Source organism: Actinomadura montaniterrae, from assembly GCF_008923365.1.
Classification (GTDB): Bacteria; Actinomycetota; Actinomycetes; order Streptosporangiales; family Streptosporangiaceae; genus Spirillospora; species Spirillospora montaniterrae.
The window spans coordinates 134,501-157,591 of the sequence record NZ_WBMR01000002.1 but is presented as its reverse complement, the minus strand read 5'-3'; the positions used below and the strand labels follow the sequence as shown (position 1 = coordinate 157,591).

The following is a 23,091-nucleotide window of genomic DNA, read 5'->3' as shown; positions in this document are numbered from 1 at the left end:
ATCACCATGCAGTTCGCCCCGCTCGGGAGCAGTGGGCTCGTCGTGAGCAGGATCGCCTACGGCAACTCCCTCACGCACGGCGACCAGGTGGATGACGAGACCGCGGCCCTCTGCCTGAAGACGGCCCTGGACGCGGGCGTGAACTTCCTGGACACCGCGGACGTGTACGCGGCGGGCCGGGCCGAGGAGGTCCTCGGCCGGCTGATCGCGGGCCTGCGCCGCGAGGACCTGGTGATCGCCACCAAGGTCGGCCGGTCCAAGCGGCCCGGGCCGAACGAGGGCCGGCTGTCGCGCAAGCACGTCATGGAGTCGATCAACGCGTCCCTGCGCCGTCTCGGGACCGACTACGTCGACCTCTACCAGGCGCACCGCTACGACGCGCAGACGCCGCTCAGGGAGACGATGCAGGCGTTCGCCGACCTGGTGCGGGCGGGCAAGGTTCTCTACGTCGGGGTGTCGGAGTGGCCCGCCGGGCCGATCCGCGAGGCCGCCGCGCTCGCCGCCGAGCTCGGGGTCCCGCTCGTGTCGAACCAGCCGCAGTACTCGCTGCTGTGGCGCGTCATCGAAGAGGAGGTGATCCCCGCCTGCGACGAGCTCGGCGTCTCCCAGGTGGCCTGGGCTCCGCTGGCCGGAGGGGTGCTCACCGGCAAGTACGCGCCCGGGGGCGCCGCACCGGACGGGACCCGCGCCGCGAGCAAGGGCGGCGCCATGTCGATCGGGCGGTGGGACTACCTGAACGACATCGTGCTGACGGCGGTGCGCCGGCTCGCGCCGATCGCGGCCGAGGCCGGGCTCACGCTGCCCCGGCTCGCGCTGGCGTGGGTGCTGCGCAACCCGTCGGTCGCCTCGGCCGTCGTCGGGGCCTCCCGCCCCGAGCAGCTGACCGAGACCCTCGCCGCCGTGGACGAGGTCCTGGGCGACGACCTGGTCGAGCGGATCGAGGCAGCGGTCGAACCCGCGGTCCGGCGCGACCCGAGGCTGACCGAGGACCCGCTGGGCCCCGCCTCCCGGCTCACCCGTTCCGAGGAGGAGGCGTCATGATCGAGCTGTCCCACGAGACCACCGTCGCGGCCGCCCCGGACGCGGTGTACGAGCTGGTCGCCGATGTCGTGGCCGCGCCCCGCTACTTCCCGCCGCACCTGCACGCGGAGATCCTCGCCGTCGAGGGCGGCCGGGACCTGGTGGAGCGCTGGGTGCTGGACGGCGGCTCGGTCCGCAGCTGGCGGTTCCACCGGGAGGCGGACGAGGCGGCGCGCCGCATCGTCTTCGAGCACGCGCCGCCCCGGCCGCCGCTCAAGCGCCTGCGCGGTGAGTGGACGTTCGAGGAGAAGGGGGCGGGCACGTTCGTCCGCGTGCGCCACACGCTGGAGGCGCCCGCCGACGCCGCCGCGGTCGCCGGGCGGATCGGCGCGGACCTGGACGAGAAGGTGCCGATGCAGTTGCGGCACCTGGCGAAGCTGGCGGCGGGGATCGAGGGGCTGCGCGCGCGGACGGTCGACCGCACGGTCGAGGTACGGACCGACGCCCCCCGGCCGGCGGTGTACGCCGCTCTGCTGGACGGCGCGACGAGCGACGAGCGGACCTGGGCGCGGGCCTGCCTTCCCGAGCACACGCTCGCCTACAAGTCGCGCAAGACCCCGGAGGACGCGCACTCGCTGACGGGCACCTACCGCCTGACGGACGGCAGGGTGATCGCGTCCCGTGCGGTCGTCCTCGCGGACGGTGCCGATCTCGAGGCGGCGCGGGCCCGGCTGGCGGACGAACTCGACCGGGAACTGGCGTCATTGCCCGGGCGTTGAAGGCCGTCCACGGGGCGCGCCGGCGGGCGGCGAGTCGGAACGTTCCCGACTCGCCCCGCCGGCCGGGCCGCGGCGGGTTCGCGGCGGCCAGGCGTTTTATATCTGACGCAATTCCTGACACATGGAAAGCGCCGGACGCGGGGCCGGCGCAAAAACGTGAAGATTCAACTTGTTGCCGCCCTATTCGAATCGTGGCCGAGTTTCCGTCGCTCTCGCGTTGCTTACTCGGGCGGGTCGCAGCAGGACGTTCTCATCACACTCTGCAGCGCACGATGTGCAGGACGTCATTCCTGTCATTTGTTCTGTCCGCTACCGGCCATCTCGCCGAGTGGGCTTGCGCTATGATCAACTTTATCTTGTGATCTCGGGGCTGAATCGGCGGGGGGTAATCGCCTTGTGGGCTCTTGAAAATCGTATCGCGATACTCCTGGTCGACGCTCGGACGCTTTTCCGCGAGGCACTCGCCCAGGTGCTTCTCATGGAAGGCGATTTCGCCGTGGTCGGTGAGGCCGGGGACCTGGCCACGGCCCTGGCCATCGTGCTCTCGGTACACCCGGAGGTGATCCTCGTCGACGCGGAGCTGCCCGTCGACGAGGTCGCCGACCGGGTGCGCCGGCTGAGGCAGGCGTCGCCCAGAAGCAGGATCATCCTGCTCTCGATGAATGACAATCCACGTTTCGTGCAACACGCATTGTCCTTGGACATCAATGGATATCTGCCCAAGGACACCAATCGCCATGAGCTTGCGAGCGCGATCCGCGGCGTCTACGGCAACGAAAGCAAGATGGTGCTGTCGGTCTCGGCCGACTGCCTGCTGAGCGCCGGGGAGCCCGAGGACGGGCCCCTGTCGCCGCGCGAACGCGAGGTGCTGGAGTTCGTGGCGCAGGGCCTCAGTAACGCCCAGATAGCCTCGCGGCTCTCCATCGTCGAGGGCACCGTCAAGCGCCATCTGCGCAACATCTTCAGCAAGCTCGGGGCCCAGTCGCGGATCGACGCGGTCAACAAGGCGACGGCCGCGGGGCTCATCTCCGGCACCCGGGGCGAGCCCGCCGAGCGCCGGCTCGGCGCGGCGGGCGGGGTCGGCGTGGCACGGTCCACGTCCGTCCTGAGACCGCCTCGGGCGGGCTGACCCGGAGCCCTGCACGCGAGGGCGGAGGCCTGCACGGGATGTCCGTCCCGTGCAGGCCTCCTCTCGTTCGTCCGGGGGCCGGTCAGGCGGCCAGCTCCTCGAGGGCGGGGATCAGCGCGGCGGGGGTGGGCATGCCGCGGGCCGCGACGCCGAGCCGGTGTGCGGCCTCGGCATGGCCGGAGCCCGCGAGCAGTGCGCGGAGCCGCTCGGCGATGACCTTCGGATCGTCCTGGTCCTTCGCGGTGTCGAGCGCCAGCGCGGCACCGGTCGCCACGAGCCGCCTCGCGGTCGCGAACTGGTCGATGATCTGCGGCAGCACCAGCTGCCGCACGCCCGCGTGGCACGCCGTGAGCGAGGTCCCCGAGCCCCCGTGATGGACGATGGCGTCGCAGCCTTCGAGGAAGCCGGTGAGCGGCGTCGGCGCGACGACCCTGACGTTCGCGGGAGTCTCTCCCAGCTCGGCGTGGTGGCCGGCGGCCGCGGTGACGATCGCCTCGACCTCGGGCAGCGTCGCGAGGGCCGCGATGATGTTCTTCAGCAGCGGCATCCCATTGAGCGCCAGCGTCTGGTTGCCGAGGCTCACGCACACGCGATGAGCGCGCCCCTTCGGCTCGTGGACCCAGTCCGGCAGCGGGCCGGTGCCGTTGTAGGGGACGGGCCGGATCGGCTGCGCGCCGGGAAGGTTGGGCAGCTGGAGGCCCGGCGGGCAGGGATCGAGGATGAGGTCGGGATCGGGCAGGCCGCCGCCCAGCCCCAGGCGCTCGCACATCGGTCCCATGAAGAGCCCGACCAGCCGTTCGCCCGCGCCGGTGTAGGGGTCGACGCCCCAGCGGAACTGGAGCGACGCGACCCCCAGGACGGCGCCGATCACCCGTCCGGAGAACTCCATCTGCTCCGACACCACCAGGTTCGGCCGGTACGCCCGGGCGAGCTCCAGATAGTCGTCGAGGTAGTAGGAGACATGGTTGCGCCAGACCTGAGGGGTGCTGTTCAGCTGGTCCGGCGTGGGCTGCCCGAACTCCTGCAACGGCCGCCGGCCGGGACGCAGCCCGGCCTTGAAGAGGTCGACGGCGTGGAAGCGGTCGCCGAAGACGGCGGTGGTCAGGCCGGCGGCGTGGGCGGCGTCGGTGACGTCGGGCTGCCCGGCGACCACGACGTCGTGGCCCGCCCCGCGCAGCGCCCAGGCCAGCGGCACCATCGGCGTGAAGTGGGTGGACAGCGGCGTGCTCAGCATCAGGACGCGCATCGACGCTCCTCGTCATGGCGGTCGGTCGCCTGGCCGTCGGTCGCGTGGCGGCCGGTCGCCGCGAGCGCTTCGAGCCGCGGCACGACCTGCGCGGGGGAGGGCATCGCGTCGGCGGCGGCCTTCAGCTCGGCCGCCGCCGCGGCCCAGGAGGGCTCGGTGAGAAGCTCCCTGAGATGCCCGGCCACGACGCCCGGGTCGTCCTGCCCGGCCGCGGACTCGACCGCGATCGCCGCACCGCTGTCGGCCAGCCGCAGCGCGTTCGGGAACTGGTCGACCATCTGCGGCAGCACCAGCTGCGGTACGCCCATCGCGGTCGCGGTCAGCGAGCTGCCGGCGCCGCCGTGGTGGACGACGGCGTCGCAGGTGTGCAGGAACTGGTTGAGCGGCGTCGGCGGCACGACCTTGACCTGGTCCGGCACCTCCGCCGGCTCCGGGTGGAACTCGGTGGCGGCGGTGACGATCGCCTCGACGTCGGGCAGGCGGGCGATGCCGGCGATGATGTTCTTCAGCAGCGGCATCCCGTTCAGGGCGATGGTCTGGTTGCCGAGGCTCACGCAGACGCGGTGCTCCCGGATGCGCGGCCGGAGGGCCCAGCCCGGCAGCGGCCCCGACCCGTTCGACGGGACGGGCCGGATGGGCAGCCCCTCGGGCAGGCCGGGCACCTGCAGCTTCGGCGGGCAGGGATCCAGGATCAGGTCGGGCTCGGGCAGCCCGTCCTCCAGCCCGAGCCGCGTCGAGGCGCCGTGCAGGAACGCCCGCACCGAGCCGGCCGTGGGGCCGCTGAGCGGGTCGATGAACCAGCGGTGCGCCACCACGGGCACGCCGAGCACGCCACCGATCATGCGGCCGGCGAACTCCATCTGCTCGGTGACGATGAGATCAGGACGCCAGTCCCGGGCGAACTCCAGATACCGGGGCACCAGGTAGCGGGCGTGGATCTCCCACATCCGCGAGGTCGACGCCAGCAGCTCGGGCGTCGGCGGCCCCATCAGCTCCAGCGGCCGCTTCCCGGCGGGCAGCTTGCGGCTGAAGATGTCGGACGCGTGGAAACGCTCGCCGATCACGACCGTGGGCAGGCCGGCGGCGTGGGCGGCGTCGGTGACGTCGGGCTGCCCGGCGACCGCGACGTCGTGGCCCGCCCCGCGCAGCGCCCAGGCCAGCGGCACCATCGGCGTGAAGTGGGTGGGGAACGGCGTGCTCAGCATCAGTACGCGCATGTGGACTCCTTGCGGGGCCGGACCGGTCACGGCCCGGCGAGCTTCTCGAGCCGGGGAACGAGCTGGGCGGGGGACGGCATGGCATGGACGGCGTCCCGCAAGGCCGCCGCGGCCTCGGCGCGGTGCGGCTCGTCGAGCACGGCGCGCAGGCGGTCCGCGACGACGTCCGGGTCGTCCTGTTCCTTCGGATCCCGGATGCTGACCGCCGCTCCCGTGGCGACCAGCCGCTCGCCCGCCAGGTCCACGACCTGGGGCAGGACGAGCTGCGGCAGGCCGGTGGCGAGGGCGGTGAGCGTCGTTCCGGCGCCGCCGTGGTGGACGATCGCGTCGCAGGTGTGCAGGAAGTGCGAGAGCGGCGTCGGCGGGACGATCAGGACGTGCTCGGGCACGGTCCCGATCTCCTCGTGGTACTCGGGCTCCGCGGTGACGACCGCCTGCACGCCGGGCAGCCGGCCGAGCGCGGCGATGATGTTCTTCAGCAGCGGCACGCCGTTCAGCGCGAGGGTCTGGTTGCCCAGGCTCACGCACACCCGGCGGCTCTGCGGGAACGGCTCGTGTACCCAGCCGGGCAGCGACCCGGTGCCGTTGAAGGGCACGGGACGGACGGGCTGCGCCGGGGGCAGCTCGGGCAGCTGCAGCTCGGGCGGGGTCGGGTCCAGGATCAGCTCGGGCTCGGGCAGCCGGGCGAGGCGGAGCCGTTCGCACGCCCCGGCGAGCAGTTCCTCGGCCGCCGGGCGCATCGCGAACGCGAGCATGTCCACGCCCCAGCGGTGCTGCACGACCGGGATTCCGAGCGCCCCGCCGATGACCAGCCCGGCGAACTCGAACTGCTCGGAGAGGATCAGGTCCGGCCGCCACGACCGCGCGAACTCCAGGTAGCGGGGGAGCAGGTAGCGGCTGTGCAGGACCCAGGGCCGGGTGCCGCTCTCCAGCGACTCCGCCGTCGCGGGCCCGAGGATCTGGAGCGGCCGGTCGCCGCCGCCGAGGAAGGGCAGCAGCAGGTCGAGGGCGTGGAAGCGGGGTCCGAAGACGGCGTAGTTCATGCCCGCGTCGCGCACCGCGGCGGCGATGTCGGGCTGCCCGGCGACGACCAGCTCGTGACCGGCCGCGCGCAGCGCCCAGGCGACCGGCACCATCGACGCGAAGTGTGTGGACACGGGCGTGCTCAACATGAGGACGCGCAACGGAGGCTCCTAGAGGTGGGGGGCCGAGTCGGGCTCGGCCACGTTCGGCGCGGGCGCGTCCGCCGCGGGTACGTCCGCCGCGGGCGCGTCCGGCTCACACGCGTCCGGCTCACGCGCGTCCGGCTCGGCCACGTTCACGCGGATGTCGCGGACCAGCACGGCGAGCAGCACCGCGAGCGCGATCATGACGGCGGAGGTGACGAACACCGCGTCCGAGGCCGCGGCGTAGGCGTGCACGAGCCGGTCGCGCACCGGGCCGGACGCCGTGCGCAGGTGCTCGAACAGCGCGTCCTCGTCCGTCGCGCCGACCCGCGTGCCCGAGAGCGCGCTCGCGAACCGGGTGTTCAGGATCGCGCCGAGCACCGCGCTGCCGACCGCCGAGCCCAGCGTCGTGGCGAACCGCGCCGCGGTGGTGATCACGCCGAGCCGTTCGGGCGGGGCGGCGGCCTGGGTGGCGAACAGGGCCACCTGCGTGACCCCGCCCACTCCGACGCCGAGCAGCACGAGGCACCCGTCCAGGAACAGCGGGTCGGTGTCGATCGGGAGCAGGGCGGCGAGCGCGGCGGCCGCCGCGCTGATCAGCGTGGTCGCCACCAGGACGGGCTTGCAGCGGCCGGTGCGGGCCAGCACCCGGCCCCAGACCAGGAAGACCAGCGCGATGCCGATCGCCATCGGGACGATGTGCACGACCACCGATCCGGCGGTGTCATTGCGGATCACCCGCAGGTAGGTGACGACGAACATGGGCAGCGTGAGCAGCGCGAACCCGCCGATGAACTGGAGCGGCGCCAGCAGCCTGAACACCGGGTCGCGGAACACCGACAGCGAGATCAGCGGCTCCGCCGTGGTCGCCTGGCGCACCACGAAGGCGACCGTCAGGGCCAGCCCCACCGCGCCGGGCACGAGCAGCCCGGACGCCGACACGTGCGGTTCCCCGGCCTCCTTCGCGGCGAGCAGCAGCCCGCTCGCGCCGGCGCCGATCAGGGCGGCGCCGATGAGATCGAGCCCGCGGCGCGGGCCCCGGGGCGGCGCGAGGCGCAGGGACAGGGCGATGAGGACGAACGCGCCGACGCAGATCGGCAGGTTGACGTAGAAGATCCACCGCCAGGAGAACCGGTCGCTGAGCCAGGAGCCGAGCGGTGGCCCCGCGACCAGCGAGAGGGCGATGAGCAGCCCGCCGATCCCCGCGCCGGTGCCGCGCTCCTTGGGCGGGTAGAGGGTCGCCATGACGATGAGGCCCATGCTCATCAGCCCGCCGCCGCCGAGGCCCTGCACCGCCCGGAAGGCGATGAGCTGGGGCATGCTCTGGGCGAACGCGCAGAGCACCGAGCCGAGCAGGAAGACCGCGAGGGCGCCAAGGTAGATGCGCTTCGGGCCGAGGTTGTCGCTGAGCCGGCCGTAGAGCGGCTGCGCGGTGGTCGCGGCCAGCATGTACGCGGTGATCAGCCAGGGGAACTGCCCGACGCCGCCCACCGGATGCAGGTCGGTGAGGATCTGCGGGGCGGCGGCGGCCACGATGCTCTGGTCCAGCAGCGCCAGCACCATCGTCAGCATCATGCCGATGCTGAACAGCAGGACCCGCAGCTCGGTCATCCCGGGCGGGAGCGGTCTGTCCGCGCGGACCTCTTCCCCGGCGGGCGCCTTCGCGTTCATCGTTCTCTCCGTCCTGCCACCTCGAGGGAGGCGAGCCCTTCCAGGCGGCGGGTGGTCTCGATGGGACTCGGCATGGTCCGTACGGCGTCCGCCAGCCGGGTCGCGGCCGCGGCGGCGGCGGGCTCGTCGAGCAGACCGCGGAGGCGGTCCGCGAGGACCGCGGGGTCGTCCTGCTCTTCGGCCGTCGCGACGGAGACGGCGGCGCCCGCGGCCACGAGCCTGTCGGCGTTGGCGAACTGGTCGGCCAGCTGCGGGAGGACGAGCTGCGGCAGCCCGGCGACCGTGGCGGTGAGCGCGGTCCCGGCGCCGGCGTGATGAACGATCGCGTCGCAGCCGTCCAGGACGTGGACGAGGGGAGTCGGCGGGATCACCGTGACGTTTCCCGCCACCGGGCCGAGGCCGGCACGGTACGCCTCGTCCACCGTGACGACGGCTTCGACGTCCGGCATCAGGGCGAACGCGGCGACGATGCCGCGCAGCAGAGGCATGCCGTTGAGGGTGAGAGTCTGGTTTCCCAGGCTGACGCAGACGCGGTGGTCGCGCGCGGTCGCGGGCTCGAGGCCGGCCGGGGGCGGCCCTGTGCCGTTCCATGGCACGGGCCGGATCGCCTGCACTCGGGAAGCGGCGCGGGAGTCGCCGGGAGCCGGGCATGGGCAGGGATCGAGGGTCAGGTCGGGCTCGGGCAGCCCCGCCAGGTGCTCGCCGTACGGGTCGGCGAACCAGCGATGCCGCACGACGGGGACGCCGAGCCGCTCGCCGATTCGTACCCCCGCGAACTCCAGCTGCTCGGAGATGATCAGGTCGGGCCGCCACGACCGGGCGAACTCCAGGTACGGCGGCAGCATGAACTCCGCGTGCCGGCGCCACGCCCTCGCCTCCAGGGCCGCGGTCTCCGCGGTGCCCGGGCCCATGACCTGGAGGGGGCGGGTGTCCGGGGGCAGGTGCAGCGCCATCATCTCCGTCCCGCCGTAGCGTTCGCCGATCGGCGCGCCGCACAGTCCCGCCGCCCGGACGCCGTCCGCCACGTCCGGCTGCCCGGCGACGATCACCTCGTGGCCCGCCGCCCGCAACGCCCAGGCCAGCGGGATCACCGGGGCGACATGCGAGACGAACGGCGTGCTCAGCAGCAGTGCGCGCATCAGCGATCCTCGGGCGGGCGGCGGTGCCCCGGCCGGGCCGGGGCGGTCGCCTCCACCCTGGATCGGACGATTCGCGTTCCCCTCGGAGACCGCTCAAGTCGGCACGGCCCCGCTTCCCTGCGAGGGCGGGGCTCAGCGGTCGAGGAGGTCGTACTCGCGGGCGCGGGCGGCGGCCTCCGTCCGGGTGGCCACGCCGAGCTTGGTGAGGATGCGCGCCACATGGGTCGCAACGGTGTTGGGCGAGATGAACAGCTCCGCGGCGATCTGCGGGTTCGACCGGCCGCGGGCGAGCACCCTCAGCACGTCCAGCTCCCGGCGGGTCAGGCCGAGGCCGTTGCCCGCCGGGGCGTCCGCGACGTCGCCGAGGCGGCCCCGGGACGCCAGGTCGTCGATGCGGGCCAGCAGCGGCGCGGCGCCCAGCGTGGTCGCGAGGGCACGGGCCTCCCGCAGCCGCGCCCGGGCGCCCGGACGGTTGTTGGACGCGAGCGCGGCGACCGCGCCCTCGGCCAGCACGACGGCCGTCTCGTAGGGGTCGCTCACAGCGCGCCAGGCGTCCGCGGCCCCGTCCCAGGCCGGCAGCTCACCGGGTGAGGTCAGCGCGTGGAAGGTGCGGCGCTGGGCGTCGATCACCGGGGTGACGGCCGGCAGGGCGTCGAGCATACGGGCCAGCTCCCCGAGCCGGTCCGCGGCCTGGTCCGCGATCCGCCGGTTCCGCGGCGCCGCCGTCCGCCGGAGCCGCTGCGCCCGCGCCCCGAGCACCGCGAGCCGCGCCGTGTCGTGCGGCGGCCAGGCTTCCGCGGCCGCCAGGTGCTCGCCCACGATCCGGTCGGCGGCTTCGAGGTCGTCCCTGCCGAGCGCGTGGACGATGCGCAGCAGGGCCAACGAGGAGGTCGCCTCGACCGCGCCGGGCGTGTGCTGTACGAACTCGGTCAGCTGGCGCAGCAGCGTCTCGAACCGGCCGGTCTCGCCCCGCCGGTGGCTCACCTCCGCGGTGATGAGGCGCAGGAAGGCGGTGTAGAGCGGAGGCGGTGCCAGGGCGAGGGCGTCGCCGGTGACCTCCAGCGCCTCGTCCCAGCGTCCGAGCGAGCACAGCGGGACGGCGCGGACGGCGGCGAGCATGCTGCCGCGGGACCGGCCCTGGCCGAGCCGCTCGGCCGCCTGCTGCCCTCTGCGGGCGAGCGCGGCTGCCTCCTCGTAGCGGCCCGCGTCCGTGAGATGGCTCGCCTCCCATTGGAAGGTGGTCAGGAACGTGTGCGCGTCCTCCGCGGCCTCGGCCGTACGGCGCGCCTCGGCGAACGTGCGGCGCGTCTCCTCCTGGTGGCCGTCCTGGCCGTGCAGCGTCGCCAGGACTAGCAGTGCGGGTGCGCGCAGCGCGTCGGCGCCGAGCCGTTCGGCGATGTCCAGGGCATCTGCCGCGTGCCGCCGGGCGTCGCCGGCGTCGCCCGCCATGATGTCGGTGAACGCCGAAGCCGACAGCAGGCCGCTGCGCAGCGGATCCGCCGATCCCGCAGGCACCAGCGCGACCGCCCGGCGCAGATCGTCGCGTCCCGTGCCGTCGAGCCGGCTCCGCAACCGGCCGCGCAGGCCGAGCAGCCGCGCGACCCGCTCCGGTTCGGCCGCCGGGTCCAGCTCGTCGAGCGCGGCGGTGCCGTAGGCCACGCCCGCCGCGGACCTGCCCGCCGCGAACGCCACCCCCGCGGCGTGCTCCAGCACGGCCGTGCGGCTCGCGCCGACGAGCCCGGACGCGTCCGGCACCTTCTCCCACTGCTCCAGGACCAGCTCCAGCAGGTGGAGCTGCTCGTCGTAGGCGTTCTGTCGCGCCGCGAGGCCGGCCGCGTGCCAGGCGGCGGGCAGCGCCCGCGCGAACTCGCCCGCGGCCGTCCAGTGCTCCGCGAGGGCCGTGCCGCCGCGGGCGCGTCCGGCGAGCGCCTCGGCGCACCGGGCGTGCATGTGCCGCCGCCGGTCCGGCGGCAGCGCCTCGTACACCGCCTCACGGATGAGGTCGTGCCGGATCGCGTACCCGTCGTCCCGTGCCACCACCAGATCGCGCCCGCTCAGCTCGTCGATGGCCGCCCGGACGCGGTCCCCGGACTCCCCGGCGACCTCGCGGGCCAGGTCGTCGGGAAGCTCGGCCCCCGCGACCGCGAGGGCCTCCAGCACCTCCCGCGCCGGGCCCGGCAGGTCGGTGATCCGGGCCAGCAGCAGGCTCCGCAGGTCGCCGGACGGTGCCTCGCCCGCGTTGCTCAGCGCCTCGACGAACAGCGGGTTGCCGCCGCTGCGCCGGTGGATCCGCGCGCTGCGCGCCGGGTCGGGCGCTTGCCCGTCCACGGCCGCGAGCAGCGCGGCGACATCCCCCTGCTCCAGCGGGCCGAGGACGATGCGCTCCACCGCGCCGCCACGACCGAGCTCCGCGAGCATCCGCCGGTTCGGGTGCCCCGCGGCCGGCTCCCCGGTGCGGACGGTCCCGACCAGCAGGACGGCGCCGTCCGCGAGGTTGCGGGCCAGGTAGGCGAACAGCTCCCGGCTCGACGCGTCCGCCCAGTGCAGGTCCTCCACGACGACCACGACGGGCCGCGACTCCGCCACCCGGCACAGCAGCGTGAGCATCTCCTCCAGCAACCGGGTCGGCCCGTACCGCGCGGGCGCCGGCCCGAGGTCGGGCAGCCAGTCGCCGAGCGCGGTGCCTCCCGGCGGCAGCAGCGCCGCCACCGGCGCCCGCCCGAACCGGCGCACCAGATCCCGCAGGACGGCGACGAACGGCACGTACGGGGCACCCTCCGAGCCCAGCTCCAGGCACCCGCCGGACAGCACCAGGGGGTCGCCGGGCAGCTCCCGGACCCCGGCCGCGACCAGCCGCGACTTGCCGATGCCCGGCTCACCGGAGACCAGCACCGTCCCCGGCCGCCCCGTGCGGGCCCGCTCGTAGGCCGCCCTCAGCGCGGCGATCTCACCGTCCCGCCCGACCAGGACCGGACTGACGACCGAACCCGTCACCATCTCCCCAAGCCCGGACCGAATGTCACCAAGTCTGACGACGACAGCCTGCCACCGGAAACGGGATGGTGAAGGCGTCATCCCGACGAGAGCAAAGGAACCATCCGATGTCCGGAGAGAACGCCCGCCGCACGGTCACCGCGAACATCACGCTGTCCCTGGACGGCCGCATCTGCGGCCCGGGCGGCGAGTACGACATGAGCTGGATCGTGCCGCACGCCACCACCAACGGAGCCCGCGACCACATGGTGTCGGTCACCGGCACGGCGACCACCGCCCTGCTCGGCCGCAAGAACTACGAGGGCTTCGCCGGATTCTGGCCCGCCGTCGCCGACGACGAGGGCGCCGACCCGCGGGACCGGGAGTTCTCCCGCTGGCTCACCGCGGTCGAGAAGGTCGTCTTCTCCACCACCCTGGACCGCGCCGACTGGGACAACGCGCGCGTCGCCACCGCCGACCCCGCCGCCACGGTCAAGGAACTGCGGGCCCAGGAGGGCGGCGACATCATCGTCCTGGCCAGCACCAGCGTCATCCGCAACCTGATCGAAGCCGGCGAACTGGACCGGCTCAGCATCACCCTCTGCCCCGAGCTCGTGGGCGGCGGAGCCCGCCTGTTCGACGACACGACGCCCCGCTCGTCCTGGTCCCTGACCAGCACCGCCGCCACGGAGAGCGGCGCCCTCTGCCTCATCTACGACCGCATCGACGCCTGACAGGAGACTTCGCCCGCGCCGAGAAACGCGCCGCTCGTCAGGGGTACGCTCCCGGCGACCGCCAAGCCCAAGTGCGCGATGGCCTTGTCCCGGCCGCCCCTGGACAAGGCCATCGGCTGGTGCCGCATCGGTCAATAGGAGTCGAACTCGACGTCGACGGACGAGGCGCCCCGCAGTGTCGCCACCTGTTCGGCCTCTGCTTGCAGCGGCTTCTTGTTCCGAGCCGGCAAGCTGCCGAAAGACGTCACGCGAATGGTCAGCTTCCGCTCGCTCTTACGCGGACGCCAAACACCGGCGATCTCGCCGTCCACGAGCACTGTGCCCGGGTCGCCTACGGCCCGCCACACGTCCCGATGATATTGCTTGTCAATGATTGTCTCGCGGTCACGCAACTGCGTATAGGGGTCGCGTGGTGGAGCAGTTCGGCGCGCGCGGTCTCCACCGGCGGCATGGGGACCTTCGTGTTCCCAGATGTCGCGCTGCTTCCTCGACAGCTTGCGGACGATCCGCTCGGCGAGCTCCGCGCCGAGTTCGTCGATGGCGAGTCGGCGTCCGGTCAGGACGTCACCGATTTCCGCACCGGTCAGCGCAACAGCAGGCCGGAGTGGAGGCGAAACGCGGTGACGTCGTCTCTGGAAACCTTCACAGCCATCAACTCAGGCTACCTGGGAAGCCGCGACGGGCTGCGGCGGACGCAGCAGCGATGGAGAGGTGAAGAGCGGGTCGGCGCGGTCCGAGAACGGTTACGGTGAGCCGGTGACCGATACTCCTCGCGATGTCTTCTTGAAACTCGTGCACGGTGTTTGCGAAGAGCGCTGGGCGGACGTGGTGGACCTGTACGCGGAGCGAACCGATGTCCGCCATCCGTTCTTCCCGCTGGAGGCGCCGCCGATGCGCTCCCGCGAAGAACTGCGAACCCATTTCGGTGGCGGACCACGGCCGTACCAGGGCCCGACCCTGCGGCGTCGGCCGACCCGGATCAATGTTCACCAGACCGCCGACCCCGAGGTCATCGTGGCCGAATTCCAGTACGAAGGCGTCGTGGTGGAGACGGGCGAACCCTTCGCCATCCCTGCCGTCTTCGTCATGCGCGTCCGGGACGGAAAGATCGTCGAATCCCGCGACTACCTTGACCACCTGCGCTCGGCCGCGGCCCGCGGGCAGCTCCCCGAGGTCTTGGACGCCATCCGGGACCACCACGCCAAGGACCGTGCCACCGACCCGGCAGGTCACAACAGCGCCGAGCCCCCTAGGCCGAAGAGCACCGATACCGTTCGTCGACAAGGAGAAGAGTGATAGTGCACTTGGACGGGCTCACCGGAGGGGCGATGCTGGGATGACGGTTGAGCGATCGATGCCTACACAGGAGGACGTGCTCGGGTACTTCGACACGCTGTCGAACTGGGGACGGTGGGGCGACGACGACGAGCTCGGCACGCTGAACCACATCACCGACGACGTCCGGCTGGCGGCGGCGCGGGCCGTGCGCCACGGCAGGAGCGTGTCGTGCGCATGGGAGGTGGCCGTACCGGAAGAGATGGAGCGGTCGACGACGACGTGCCCGTGCTTCGCCGACATGCCGGGCGTCGAGAACATGCCTCTGCCCGGATTCCGCAATGACCGGCACTGGGGCTATTCGAACGAGCGGCTCGGCATCCTGTTCCACGGCAACACCATCACCCACGTCGACTCGCCGTGCCACATCTTCTGGGACGGCACGATGTACAACGGGCGGTCGCACTCGCTGGTCGACGCCGCGACGGGATCGGCGTGGGGGGCCGTCACGGCGGCGGCGGACGGGATCGTCACGCGTGGTGTCCTGCTGGACATCGCGAAGGTCCGCGACGTGGCGTGGCTGGAACCGGGTGAGGGCGTGTTTCCCGAGGATCTCGAGGAGGCCGAGCGTCGCCAGGGTGTGCGGGTGCGGTCCGGTGACGCGGTGCTGCTGCGGACCGGCTATGGCCGCGTCCGGCACGAGTCCGGTGCGTCCGGCGGTTTCACGCAGGCCGGCTGGCATGCGTCCTGCCTGCCCTGGCTGCATGAACGGGGAGTCGCGCTGATCGGCGCCGACACTCCCCAAGACGTTCAGCCGTCGGGGTACGAGGACATGGCGATGCCGGTTCACACCGTGGGCCTCGTCGCGATGGGTCTGTGGCTGCTCGACAACTGCGACCTGGAGGCGTGCGCGGCGACGGCGGCCGAGCTCGGCCAGTGGGACTTCCACCTCGCGGTCGCGCCGGTCCGCTTCGCCGGAACCTCCGGGAGCCCGGTCAACCCGATCGCCACATTCTGACCGCGGCACCGGGTCGATGACCGCGAGCCGCCGGCCGCGATCGTGTTCGTGGCGACCACCGGCTGCCGCCTCGATTTCCAGGGTGTCCTGGCAGACGGCGCACCGCCGGTTCACCGAGTGGAGAATGGCGGTGTCTGGAGTCGTGGAGACGGGCGGGGTGCGGTGCTGGTCGGCGCGGAGGTCGCGGGGCGGTATCGGCTGGCCGGCGTGCTGGGGCGGGGCGGGTTCGGGGAGGTCTGGCGGGCCACCGACCTGCTGAGGGACCGGGAGGTGGCGATCAAGTTCCTGGGGCGGGAGGTGGCCGAGGCCGGGCCGGTGTGGCTCGGGAAGTTCAAGCAGGAGGCCAGGATCGCCGTGCGGCTGACGCATCCGGGGATCACCAGGGTCGACGATTTCGGGGAGTACGACGGGCAGTGGTACCTGGTGATGGAGCTGCTGCACGGGGAGAGCGTGGCGGCGGAGCTGGCCCGCCACGCCGGCGGGCTGCCTGTGGAGCGGGTTCGGTCGGTGACCGTGCAGGTGGTGGAGGCGCTGGCGGTGGCGCACGCGGCCGGGGTGGTACACCGCGACCTCAAGCCCGCCAACCTGATGGCGCTGTCCGGTGGCCGGGTGAAGATCTGCGACTTCGGGATCGCGCGATGGCACGACGCGCCGACGGCCCAGACGCTGCATGGGCGGCAGGTCGGCACCCCGCTGTACATGTCGCCCGAGCAGTGGCGAAGCGGCGACATCGACCAGCGCGCCGACCTCTACAGTTTGGGTTGCGTGCTGTACGCGCTGCTCACGGGGCGCCCGCCTTTCACCGGTGAGTCGCTTGCGATGCTGATGGCCCGGCACCTGAACGCCGACCCGCCTCCGCTCCGGCAGCTCCGCCCGGATGTCCCGGCCGACCTGGAGCAGATCGCCCAGGACCTGCTAGCCAAGGATCCGGCCGACCGCCCCGCCAGCGCCGAGGCCGTCGCCGCCCGCCTGATGCCGCAGACCGTCGGCCGGCAGGCGGTCGCCCGATCCGTCACCAATGGTGAGCACGACGACGAGGGTGAGGTGGCCGCACGGTCGGGCATGGGTGAGCGGGTGGCGCGGCGGCTGTTGAGCGGGGCCGAGGACAGAGCGCGGTTTCTGGATGCGAGTGAGCATGCGCCGCCCGAGTTGCCCCGTCTGGCCGCGGTCTGGTGGCGAATGGATCCCGAGCGCGCCGACCGGTTGCTCGTGGAGGCCGAAAAGCGCGCGGCGAAGGCCAGGGTGGCAGGACGGCGGGCATGCGCGCTGGCCGAGATCGCGCGGGCGTACACGTCGCACGATCGCCGGGACGCCGAACGGCTGCTGAACGAGGCCGTGGCGGTCGTCCGCCACCACCGCAGCCTGTTCGAGGAGGACCTCGGCCCCTCACCCTTCGATGGACCCGACGGGCAGCGGGCGGCGTTGGCGGCCGTCGCCGGGGTGATGGCGGTGCTCGACCCCGAACACGCCGAACGGCTGGCACGCGACATCGACCTGCCTCGGGCGCAGGCGGAGGCGTTGCTGAACGTGGCCGCGGCGTGCCCCGACCGGGCCGGGCGGCTGCTGGAGCAGGCCGAGACGGTGACCCGCGGCCAGGTCGACGGCAAGCAGCAGGGACCGCTGCTGGTGCGGATCGCCGTGCTGTGGGCCGCGATCGCCCCCGAACGGGCGGAGCGGCTGGCTCGTGGCATCGTCCGCGTTCCAGGACACCGGATCGCCCTGGCGAGGGTCGCCGCCGGGTGCGCCGAGTCCGACCGCGAGCGCTCAGTGCGGCTGCTGGAGGAGACCGAGGGGTCGGCGCGGGCGCTGGGACGCTGGCAGCGGCGTTGGCCACTGGCCGAGGTCGCGGCCGGGTGGGCGCTCATCGATCCCGAACGGGCCGAACGGGTCGCCGATGCGATCTCCGGCAAAGGGAACCGCCGCTTGGCACTGGCAGAGATCGCGGCAGCCTACGCCCGCACCGAACCCGAGCGCGCCGAAGAGCTGATGGCCACGATTCCCGGCCCCTGGAGCGCGGAGCAGACGGCCAAGGTCGCGACCGCGTTCCTGACCGGGCAACGCCCCTGACCGCCCGGTCGGGAGAGGTCGGCGACCGTCGGACGGTCGTGATCACCGAGTTCGGATCGGTTCCCCTGCCGATGGGGCGGCCCAGCCGCGCAGTAGTCGCACCGCTTCGGCGGTCGGTGACTGCGACTCGACGCTTCCGCCGGTTCCCCCGGGCGGCGGGCGGAAGTAGAAAGGGATCATGAGAACGCTTCAGCATCACGCCTCGGTTACGCGCGCCTTTGACCGGCCCGGTTGCGGCTTGCCGGTAGGGGCGGACGTATGACGCCGCGCCGGGTGGTGGTCGTGGGCGCAGGGATGGTCGGGCTGTCGTGCGCCTGGTCGTTGCAGGACTACGGCGTCGAGGTCGAGGTGCTCGATAAAGGACGGGTCGGGCGAGGGGCCTCGTGGGGGAACGCCGGTTATGTCGCGCCGTCGCTGACGGTGCCGCTGCCGGAGCCCTCGATGCTGCGGTTCGGGCTGCGTGCGGTGCTCGACCCGGGGTCGCCGGTGCGGCTCCCGGTCCGGGCCGACACCGAGCTCGTCCGTTTTCTGGTGCGGCTCGTGCGGCATTGCACGGGCCGCCGCTGGAGCCGGGCGATGGACGGGTATCGCATGCTCAACGCCCAGATCTTCGACGCGTTCGACGCGCAGCGGCAAGCCGGTGTGGATGCCCCCCTCCGCGAGGCCGCTGTGCTGGCCGCGTTCACCGAGGCCGGGCAGGCGGCGGGACTGCTGCACGAACTCGAGGGCGTCGCGTCGGCCGGCCAGCAGATCGAGGTCGGGCTGCTGACCGGAGCGCAGGCACGCGCCATGGAGCCCAATCTTTCCCGGGAGATCGCGCTGGCCGTCCGGATCGACGGGCAGCGGTATCTCGATCCGGGCGCCTACACCGCGGCGCTGGCCGACCAGGTCCGGGCCCGGAACGGGAAGATCACCGAAAACGTGACGGTGACGGGCGTCGACCGGCACGCGGGCCGGGTCCGCGTCCGGTGCGCGGACGGGCATCGGGACGCGGACGCGGTGATCCTCGCCTGCGGTGCGTGGCTGCCGGACTTGGCCAGCGACCACGGCGTGCGGGTCCCGCAGTACGGCGGACGCGGTTACAGCTTCACCGTGCCGCTGCGTCGCCGGTTGCAGGGGCCGTTGTACTTCCCGGCCGCCCGTGCCGCGCTTGCGCCGCGGGGCGCGAGCGCGGCGCGCGTGACCAGCATCATGGAGTTCCAGCGTCCCGACGCCCCACCGGACCGGCGTGCGCTCGCGGCGACCCTTCGCGCGGTGCGTCCGCTGCTGGAAGGGGCCGAGTGGCGGTCCGTCACCGATCCTTGGGTCGGCGCCCGCCCTCTGACCGCTGACGGGATCCCCCTGGTCGGGCCGTCGGCCACTGACGGTGTCTACATCGCGGGCGGGCACGGCATGTGGGGAGTGACCCTCGGGCCGCTTACCGGACGGCTGCTGGCCGAGCACATCGCGACCGGCACCACACCCGCCCCGCTGGCCTGGCTCGACCCCCTACGCAAGAGCCACTGACCGCAGCGCTTCGCCCGTCCCGTCACGCCGGCGGAGGAGCGGCGGCCAGGTCGAGGGGCGGTTGCGGGACCGGCCATGCGGCTTCGAGGCGGAGCCTGAGCACCGCGTGCCAGGCCAGCTGCGGATGGTTCGCCAGGAGCCCCCTGATCTCGGCGAGCCGGTCGAGCGGATGCCGGTCCTGCGGCCGCTCGGCGATGTCGCGCAGCCACTCCGCCGTCTCCTTCGGGTGTTCGACGAACAGCCGGACGAGGATCGCGGTGATCGCCAGGTAGGTCCTCGTCTGCACCGCCAGGGTGCGCGCGGCGAAGCTCAGCTCGCCCGCCGGCATCGCGGCGATGCCCGTCTCGATGCCGGCGGCGGCGATGGGGACGTCGGCGCAGGCGGCCAGCCATTCCAGCAGGGCGGTCGTCCCGTCGTCGTCGGCGGCCGCCCTGCGCAGCTGCGCCTCCATGACCGCCGCGACGTCCTCGGCGATCATGTGGCGGGCCAGGTGCTCCAGTTCCTGCCGGGACCCGCCGAGCCGCCCGTCCGGCGGCGGCTCCTCACGCCACTCGGCCGACACGGCGGCGAGCCCGCGCACCGACCGGACGAGGTCGCGGGCCAGCCCGGCGGTCATGACATGGCAGAGCCACACGTACGGCACCGGGAGCGGGACGCCGCGCCGGCTCAGCAGGTCCAGGGCCTCCCCTCCCCGCAGTGGCGGGATCTCCACGACCGTGTCGAAGGCGCTGTCGAAGGTGTCGCGGACCGACAGGCTGCGCCGTCCGAACGCGGCCAGGGCGTCCTCCGAGACGGTCACCAGGAAGTAGCAGCCGGGCACCCCGAAGATCACCTTGAGGTCGTTGAGGAACTGCTCCGCCTCGCCCGCCGTGGCGATCTTGTCGAGCTCGTCCACCCCGATGACGACCTTGTTGCGGCCGGCCCGGCGCTCGGTGCCGACCATCGTGAGCAGCTCCTGGAACCCGGCGACCAGGCCGGGCAGGCTCTCGGCCTGCTCGGTCCGCTGCACCGCGAGCTGGCCACCGATCTTGGAACCGCCCGGGATCGCCGTCTCGCCGACCGCGGTCCGGGTCACCGCCTGCAGGTAGCGCAGCCGCCGCAGGTGGGCGTGCGCGGCGACCTGCGCCTGTGTCATCCTCCTCAGCTGCGGCCGGCGGTTCACCAGCAGCGCGGCGGCCATGCCCGACAGGATCAGCAGGCCGCCGCCCGCGAGCACATAGACCCGCGCGCCGTCCGGCAGATGGTCCGCCAGCGCGCGGATCCGCCCCCGGTAGAGCGTCCCGACGATCAGGACGAGCCCCGCGCCGGCGCAGACCCAGGGGAGCACGCGCATCACCAGCATCCGGAGCCGCCGGACGGGCGCGGGCCGGGGGCCCTGGCTCCCGACGACCCGCTCGCATACGCGGATGAACAGGTGCGTCAGGAACTCGCGGGAGTCGTAGGCGGTCGGAGCGTGGACGAGGAGCCGCAGGTCGTTGTCCGGATGCCGCTCCGGGTCGCACAGGTGCCGCAGGACCGTGCTCTTGCCCGCGCCGCGAGCGCCGCTCAGGCCGATGCTGGCACTGCTCAGCTCCTCGATGAGCAGCGAGACGCGGCGGCTGGCGTCGGTTTCGACGAAGTGGTCGTCGCGGTCGTCGGTCCCGCTGAGCGGCTCCAGCTCCAGCCCGTGCAGCTCGGTCGTGTACGCGGGCGGCTCCTCGCCGAGCCGTTCGGTCAGCATCGGCAGCAGGCCGTCGCGGGCCATGGCCCGGATCCAGTCCCGGTAGGTGCGGTCCAGCGCGAGCCTCAGGTGCGGCAGCTCATCCAACTGGAGCCATTCGGCCGGATCGCGCGACCGCAGTGCCCGGCGCTGCGCCGCGTTCCTGCGGAACGACAGCCAGAGGAACACGGAGAGGAGCAGCACCACCGACGTGGCGAACGTCGCGTCGGGCGCCCAGGACCACCACTGCTGGGCCACGAACAGCCCGACCAAGGCCGCGCCCGCCGCCCCTGCGGTGATGACGTAGGCGGTGACGAACCGGCTGAGGAACGGGAGGGCCGCCGCCTTCTCGAAGGCCTCGAGCGCCTCGTCGAACCGCTGTCCCCGATCGCGGGCGGGAGCCTCCACGGCGAGCGGGTCGTGGTCGAGCAGCGATGCGGCCAGCGTCCGCAGCCACGCCCGGGACGCGACGGGGTCGCGCTGGTCGACGCGGCGCAGCAACTCCGGCAGGACGAGCACCTCCCGCAGGACGGCCTCGCGCGCGAACACGTCCAGGCGCTCGCGCCGGGACACCGGACGGTCCCCGACCGGTGACGGCTGTGGAACCGGCGGCGTCTCGGTCTCGTGGGCCCGCGGGGCTGGACGTTCCTCAACGCGCGGGGTCTCCTGCACCGGCCCGGCCGGAGGCCGCTGCGTCACGTCCGGGACCGGGCGGCCCTCGAACCCCGCCTCCCGGTGCTGCTCGGGCTCGGGTGCGGCGAGAAGATCCTGGACCTGCTCCCGCCGGAACCTGTAGGCGCCGCCCGCCGCGCGCATTACGTCCAGCCGCCGGGCCTCCTCCAGAACCGCCAGCGGCCGCCACGGCAGGTTCGCTCCGCCGGCGAGGATCGCGACGGCCACCGCGTAGATCCCGACGGACGAGGCCAGCATGACGAAGAAGGCCGTCACGACCCCCAGGAACACGCCCCCTCGGACGCCGGCGTCCGGCCCCCACAACCCGGCCGCGAGCCCGGCGGCGACGCCGATGACGACCGCGGCGACCCCTCGGACGACGACCTCGCGGCGCAGCCGTGCGACCGGCTCGGTGGTGTCCGGCGCGGGACCTCTGACGTCGGCGAACTCGTCCCAGAAGCCTGCGGCGACCAGCAGGGCCAGCCACTCCGCGGACGCCACGCCCGAGACGAGGTCACCGGTCGCGGCCACCGAGCCGAAGCAGGCCGCCAGCGAAGCGCTATAGAAGACCAGATGGAGGACGCCCACCGACACGACCAGTGCCCAGCGCGGCACGAGCTGGTAGAGGCGCCACCAGACGAACTCGCCGCGCCATTCCCGGGCGACCGTGCCCAGCCACGCCCGCTCCCGCCCCGCGGGCGGGTACGGCCGGTCGATCCAGTCCGAGAGCAGCCGCTCGATGATCTCCGGCTCGGTCAGGGAACCCAGGTCGGGCAGCGGGCGGCGGGCGTCCAGGTACGCCCGGCGGACGAGGTCGACGTTCCCCGGCCGGCTCAGCGCACGCTCGAGCGGGCCGCCGGGCTCGCCGAGCAGCCGCTCCCGCCACTGGACCCAGCCGGGGTAGTCCTCCTGCGGGAGCACACGCTCCAGATAGCGGACGAGCGCCCCGGGGCTGATCGGCCCCAGCCGGAGGACGGTGGCGTGCTGGAGGACCTCGCCCTGCCTGCTGCGGGCGGCCCGTTCGAGCGCGCCTTCCCGCGCGGTGACCACCAGCGGGTCGTCCCCGTGCAGCCCCGCGTTCATCCGGCGCAGGGCCTGACCGGCCTTCTGCGCGGGCAGCTCGTCGAACCCGTCCAGGATCGGGATGACCTTCCGCCGGCCGACGAGCTCGCGGGCTGTTTCAGGGACGAGAGAGTACGTATGGGAGATCTGCTCGGCCAGCCAGTCCTCGAACGGCCGTCGAGCGGGGTCCCAGGCCGCCATGGAGACCAGTACCGGGACGGGCCCCGACCGCTCGCGGAGCTCCAGGAGATCGAGCAGCAACAGGACCGCGGCCGTCGTCTTGCCGGATCCCGCGGGCCCGGTGATGACGAGACGCGGTGGCACCCGGCGCTGGAAGATCGCTCCGATATCCGAAAGGTCGCCGAGCGCCGCGGGCTCGCCCTCCCGCGGGGTCCCCTCATGAGGGCCGCGCACCGACAGCGGGACGGCCAGCCGCGCCCAGACGTCCCGCCCGGACCTCGCGAGCTCCGCCCTCCAATGGTCGCGGACCACGCTCGCCAGCATGTCGAGCGCCTCCACCGGATCCCGCTGCCGTCGCTGCGAGACCCTCAACGACGCCCAGGTCACCGCGAGCGACACCACGCCCGCCACCGCGCCCACGACGCTGGACACCTTGTCCGCGTCGCCGAGCGAGAAACCGCCCGTCAGCAGGTACGCGGTGCTGGCCACGACCAGGGCCCCGCCCGTCACCGCGACGAGCCACAGCGACCGATTCATC

Annotated in this window: 16 protein-coding genes; 8 read left to right on the top strand and 8 right to left on the bottom strand. The window is 73.2% G+C overall.

The window, feature by feature from the left end; genetic code table 11:
- Window positions 1-6 precede the first annotated feature (6 nt).
- The 3 genes from F9B16_RS01995 to F9B16_RS01985 all read left to right on the top strand — a co-directional run bounded on the left by F9B16_RS01995 (window position 7) and on the right by F9B16_RS01985 (window position 2,928).
- Window positions 7-1,041 (top strand): aldo/keto reductase family protein, encoded by a 1,035-nt coding sequence (locus F9B16_RS01995; protein ID WP_151538066.1) that lies wholly within the window; start codon window positions 7-9, stop codon window positions 1,039-1,041.
- Window positions 1,038-1,799 carry an SRPBCC family protein gene (locus F9B16_RS01990; protein ID WP_151538065.1) on the top strand — a complete coding sequence of 254 codons (762 nt, stop codon included), beginning with the start codon at window positions 1,038-1,040 and terminating at the stop codon, window positions 1,797-1,799. The genes F9B16_RS01995 and F9B16_RS01990 overlap by 4 nt, the downstream gene beginning before the upstream one ends.
- A gap of 358 nt (window positions 1,800-2,157) precedes the next feature.
- Window positions 2,158-2,928 (top strand): LuxR C-terminal-related transcriptional regulator, encoded by a 771-nt coding sequence (locus F9B16_RS01985; protein ID WP_225991257.1) that lies wholly within the window; start codon window positions 2,158-2,160, stop codon window positions 2,926-2,928.
- A gap of 82 nt (window positions 2,929-3,010) precedes the next feature.
- Here the strand turns inward: F9B16_RS01985 and F9B16_RS01980 are convergent, their stop codons facing one another.
- The 6 genes from F9B16_RS01980 to F9B16_RS53835 form a co-directional block, all read right to left on the bottom strand.
- Complete coding sequence (locus tag F9B16_RS01980; RefSeq protein ID WP_151538064.1) at window positions 3,011-4,174, bottom strand: nucleotide disphospho-sugar-binding domain-containing protein; 1,164 nt, start codon at window positions 4,172-4,174, stop codon at window positions 3,011-3,013.
- Window positions 4,162-5,391 carry a nucleotide disphospho-sugar-binding domain-containing protein gene (locus F9B16_RS01975; RefSeq protein ID WP_151538063.1) on the bottom strand — a complete coding sequence of 410 codons (1,230 nt, stop codon included), beginning with the start codon at window positions 5,389-5,391 and terminating at the stop codon, window positions 4,162-4,164. The genes F9B16_RS01980 and F9B16_RS01975 overlap by 13 nt, the downstream gene beginning before the upstream one ends.
- Before the next feature lie 26 nt (window positions 5,392-5,417).
- A complete protein-coding gene (locus F9B16_RS01970; protein WP_225991256.1) occupies window positions 5,418-6,548 on the bottom strand; it encodes a nucleotide disphospho-sugar-binding domain-containing protein in 1,131 nt (376 codons plus the stop codon).
- Between the two features lie 36 nt (window positions 6,549-6,584).
- Complete coding sequence (locus F9B16_RS01965) at window positions 6,585-8,228, bottom strand: MFS transporter (protein ID WP_151538061.1); 1,644 nt, start codon at window positions 8,226-8,228, stop codon at window positions 6,585-6,587.
- Window positions 8,225-9,367, bottom strand: a complete 1,143-nt coding sequence (locus F9B16_RS01960; RefSeq protein ID WP_151538060.1) for a nucleotide disphospho-sugar-binding domain-containing protein — start codon at window positions 9,365-9,367, stop codon at window positions 8,225-8,227. Before F9B16_RS01960 ends, F9B16_RS01965 begins: the two co-directional genes overlap by 4 nt.
- A 132-nt stretch (window positions 9,368-9,499) precedes the next feature.
- Window positions 9,500-12,364, bottom strand: coding sequence for an AAA family ATPase (locus F9B16_RS53835; protein WP_192808568.1), 2,865 nt, complete (start codon window positions 12,362-12,364; stop codon window positions 9,500-9,502).
- A 104-nt stretch (window positions 12,365-12,468) separates the two neighbouring features.
- Here F9B16_RS53835 and F9B16_RS01950 point away from each other — a divergent pair, with 104 nt between their 5' ends.
- Complete coding sequence (locus F9B16_RS01950) at window positions 12,469-13,074, top strand: dihydrofolate reductase family protein (RefSeq protein WP_151538058.1); 606 nt, start codon at window positions 12,469-12,471, stop codon at window positions 13,072-13,074.
- Between the two features lie 131 nt (window positions 13,075-13,205).
- Here F9B16_RS01950 and F9B16_RS01945 read toward each other — a convergent pair whose 3' ends face one another.
- Entirely contained in the window at window positions 13,206-13,568 is a 363-nt protein-coding gene (locus F9B16_RS01945) for a winged helix DNA-binding domain-containing protein (RefSeq protein ID WP_264159671.1), read from the bottom strand.
- Window positions 13,569-13,830: 262 nt separating this feature from the next.
- Between F9B16_RS01945 and F9B16_RS01940 the strand changes: the two genes are divergently transcribed.
- The 4 genes from F9B16_RS01940 to F9B16_RS01925 all read left to right on the top strand — a co-directional run bounded on the left by F9B16_RS01940 (window position 13,831) and on the right by F9B16_RS01925 (window position 18,940).
- Window positions 13,831-14,370 (top strand): nuclear transport factor 2 family protein, encoded by a 540-nt coding sequence (locus F9B16_RS01940; RefSeq protein WP_151538056.1) that lies wholly within the window; start codon window positions 13,831-13,833, stop codon window positions 14,368-14,370.
- Between the two features lie 58 nt (window positions 14,371-14,428).
- Window positions 14,429-15,367: a cyclase family protein gene (locus F9B16_RS01935; protein WP_151538055.1), complete on the top strand. Its 939-nt coding sequence runs from the start codon at window positions 14,429-14,431 to the stop codon at window positions 15,365-15,367.
- Window positions 15,368-15,415: 48 nt separating this feature from the next.
- Window positions 15,416-17,434 carry a serine/threonine-protein kinase gene (locus F9B16_RS01930; RefSeq protein WP_192808567.1) on the top strand — a complete coding sequence of 673 codons (2,019 nt, stop codon included), beginning with the start codon at window positions 15,416-15,418 and terminating at the stop codon, window positions 17,432-17,434.
- Between the two features lie 258 nt (window positions 17,435-17,692).
- Entirely contained in the window at window positions 17,693-18,940 is a 1,248-nt protein-coding gene (locus F9B16_RS01925; protein ID WP_192808566.1) for an NAD(P)/FAD-dependent oxidoreductase, read from the top strand.
- Between the two features lie 22 nt (window positions 18,941-18,962).
- Here F9B16_RS01925 and F9B16_RS01920 read toward each other — a convergent pair whose 3' ends face one another.
- Window positions 18,963-23,090 (bottom strand): NACHT domain-containing protein, encoded by a 4,128-nt coding sequence (locus F9B16_RS01920; protein WP_151538052.1) that lies wholly within the window; start codon window positions 23,088-23,090, stop codon window positions 18,963-18,965.
- Window position 23,091 lies beyond the last annotated feature (1 nt).

Bases quoted from the DNA above. Each gene is read 5' to 3' on its own strand.
- F9B16_RS01990 (WP_151538065.1), top strand. From the start codon at position 1,038: ATGATCGAGCTGTCCCACGAGACCACCGTCGCGGCCGCCCCGGACGCG.
- F9B16_RS01975 (WP_151538063.1), bottom strand. From the start codon at position 5,391: ATGCGCGTACTGATGCTGAGCACGCCGTTCCCCACCCACTTCACGCCG.
- F9B16_RS01980 (WP_151538064.1), bottom strand. From the start codon at position 4,174: ATGCGCGTCCTGATGCTGAGCACGCCGCTGTCCACCCACTTCACGCCG.
- F9B16_RS01920 (WP_151538052.1), bottom strand. From the start codon at position 23,090: ATGAATCGGTCGCTGTGGCTCGTCGCGGTGACGGGCGGGGCCCTGGTC.
- F9B16_RS01935 (WP_151538055.1), top strand. From the start codon at position 14,429: ATGCCTACACAGGAGGACGTGCTCGGGTACTTCGACACGCTGTCGAAC.
- F9B16_RS01995 (WP_151538066.1), top strand. From the start codon at position 7: ATGCAGTTCGCCCCGCTCGGGAGCAGTGGGCTCGTCGTGAGCAGGATC.
- F9B16_RS01950 (WP_151538058.1), top strand. From the start codon at position 12,469: ATGTCCGGAGAGAACGCCCGCCGCACGGTCACCGCGAACATCACGCTG.
- F9B16_RS01965 (WP_151538061.1), bottom strand. From the start codon at position 8,228: ATGAACGCGAAGGCGCCCGCCGGGGAAGAGGTCCGCGCGGACAGACCG.
- F9B16_RS01925 (WP_192808566.1), top strand. From the start codon at position 17,693: ATGACGCCGCGCCGGGTGGTGGTCGTGGGCGCAGGGATGGTCGGGCTG.
- F9B16_RS53835 (WP_192808568.1), bottom strand. From the start codon at position 12,364: ATGGTGACGGGTTCGGTCGTCAGTCCGGTCCTGGTCGGGCGGGACGGT.
- F9B16_RS01960 (WP_151538060.1), bottom strand. From the start codon at position 9,367: ATGCGCGCACTGCTGCTGAGCACGCCGTTCGTCTCGCATGTCGCCCCG.